General features: G+C 26.5%; 3 protein-coding genes. All 3 read left to right on the top strand.

The genetic code is table 11. The features are described from left to right. Positions 1 to 270: hypothetical protein (locus HG1285_RS19800; RefSeq protein WP_008288563.1), on the top strand; the 270-nt coding region annotated here is incomplete at its 5' end. After that, positions 267 to 827 carry a hypothetical protein gene (locus HG1285_RS04765; RefSeq protein ID WP_008288562.1) on the top strand — a complete coding sequence of 187 codons (561 nt, stop codon included), beginning with the start codon at positions 267 to 269 and terminating at the stop codon, positions 825 to 827. The genes HG1285_RS19800 and HG1285_RS04765, both read left to right, overlap by 4 nt. Further along, a partial coding sequence (locus tag HG1285_RS04770) for a histidine kinase dimerization/phospho-acceptor domain-containing protein (protein ID WP_008288561.1) occupies positions 827 to 2,548 on the top strand: 1,722 nt, incomplete at its 3' end. The genes HG1285_RS04765 and HG1285_RS04770, both read left to right, overlap by 1 nt.

The raw sequence follows: 2,548 nt of genomic DNA, 5'->3' as shown, positions 1-2,548 counted from the left end.
TTTTACTCTGATAATATCATTGAATATTCGTTTGAAATATACGTAGGTGAAAAGGCTTCTAAATTTAGAATTTATTTAGAAGAGGATTTACTTATATCCGAAGCAATATCAAAATGGATAGTGTTAAATCCTACATCTCAAGAAAGGGACAGAATAAGAAAATTGAAAAAGAAATTAAACGTAAATGTGCAGATAATTTCAAATCCTATACATATAAATAAAAAACAGCAAGTTTTAAAAAATATAGATTTTAATATAAAAATCATATGAAAGAGATTGAAAAATACTTTTCTAAAGTAAACATAAAAAGGATAAAAGAAACTATATCTGATGAGTATTACCTTTTAAAAGATGAACACAACAGCCTTTTTGTAAAAAGCGAGTTCTTTGTTATGGCAATTTTTTCTCATGGCTCAAAGTGGGCAGAAAATCTATTTTCAGATTTGTATAATAATCCCCCTTCATACAATGAAATAATCAATGACATAAGAAATTTTGAAGGACTATCAATAGATGTTGAAATTAATGGAGATGTTTTTAAAAATGCGATTTTAATACCAGAAAATAAACCTGTTAATAAAAATGAAGAAAGTAAATTATCTTCTGTAGAAGATAAAATTAGCTTAAAAAATGTAGTTATCAGAGTTTTGAAAAAGAAAGTTCCATTAGATTTTATTGAAAGTGTTGGAAGCGGTAGTCAGTTTTTACTTTCAGAAAATGAAAAGATTGAAGTAGAACTGATTCAAAACAATAAAATAATAGGAAAAGGTATTTTAGAAAAAATAGATGACGGCTACAGCTTAGAAATTACAGAGGTACAAATTTAATGGTTTTACTTGGGATATTCCCATGGATTATATTTTTGATTTTTTTGAAAATTTTAAATGAGAAAATTCCTAAAAATTTACTTTTTGCTTCCTTATTTTATTTTGTAGCTGTACTTATTTATTCTTATAAAGAACCAAGAATATCTCTTTTATTTGTAATAATATACCTATTTTCAATTCATATATACTTTCTTAGGGGAAACATAAAACATACAATCTTCAGTACTTTTTGGTTTTTTATGCTTGATATACTATATTTTCTGGGAAGCAAAGAAGCCAAATTTGACATAATTATACCAATAGCAATTACTACCTTATCCTTAAGACAGTACAGCTCAAAGATTGATTTTTTAATTTTCAACATTTTTTCTATGTCTTTAATAATTTCATACTACTATAATTTATATCTATTCTTTATGCTTTTATCAGTTTACTCTTTTTATTTTCTATTCTTATCACTTTTAGAATATAAATTGAAACTTGAAAAAGAAAGCTCTGAATACAAAAGACTACTTGACAGGGCTGTGAATACAGAAGTTCAAAAAAAATTACTGCAAGTGGATGACAATATAGCTATAAGTTCTAAAAAATTAAAGGAAATTTTCAAGCTAAGTAATTATACGGTATCTACTACTGACCTTGAAGCAATGGCAGAAAGGGTTGTAAAGGGTCTGTTAGACTTAGGTTATACAGGAGTAATAATTTCTATATTTCCACGTAAGATTTTTAAAAAATTAGGATTTTTCCCAAATTACAAACTTATAGTAGAAAACATAACCACCGAGAAGCTAAATAAAGTTAACATAAATGAAGAAGATAAATATATAATAATACCTTTAAAAGTTTCTAATGAAAAACTTGGATTTTTAGCAGTTTATAAAAAAGAAGGTGTTTCTGCAAAAGAAACAGAATATCTAATAACATACGCTAATTCTGTTGCAACAGCAGTTGCCAATATCGTTCATTTTGAAGATTTGATAAAGCTTGAAGAGCTAACATATAAAACGTTTGAATCTCTTGACATAGGAATTGCTGTTTTAGATGAAAATTTCAATATAAAAACATCAAACAAAAGATTTAAAGAAATGTCTGATTTGGAAAGTAATAATCTATTTGAAAGTATACCAGAGCTTAGACATCTTGAAAAAGACTTTAAAGAAGTAATAGAAAAAAATAAAGCTTTTGAAACAATCTTATCTTCTATTAACAAGCAAGGTTTTATTTACAGAATAAAGGCTCTGCCTTTATATACACAATCAAGTCCAGATGAAAGTATAGATACACCCAAAATAGTATTAATAATTGAGGACATTACAGAAAAAGAGAAATTAGAAGCACAAATAATAGAAACAGAAAAACTTGCAGTAATTGGTAAGATGGCGGCTGCTTTAGCCCATGAAATTAAAAATCCTTTGACTGCTATATCAGCTTCAGCTTATAGAATTAAAAGCAAAGCAAAAAAACTTAACGATAATAAGATTATAGAGTTTTCGGAAAAAATAGAAACCCATTCCGAAAGAGCCAGAAATATTATTGATAGAGTACTAAATTACTCTAAACCTTCTTATCATAAGTTAGAGGTTATAAATATTAAAGATATTCTAAGGCAAACCCTTGAATTTATAGAACATTCTTTAAAAGGAAAGAAAATAAAAATAAAAACAAATCTCAGAAAAAATGCTTTGGTAAATGGAGACAAAAATGCCTTACAACAAGTATTC

This window comes from Hydrogenivirga sp. 128-5-R1-1 (assembly GCF_000171895.1).
The sequence above is the reverse complement of the archived record's forward strand: the minus strand, read 5'-3'. Positions and strand labels throughout refer to the sequence as shown.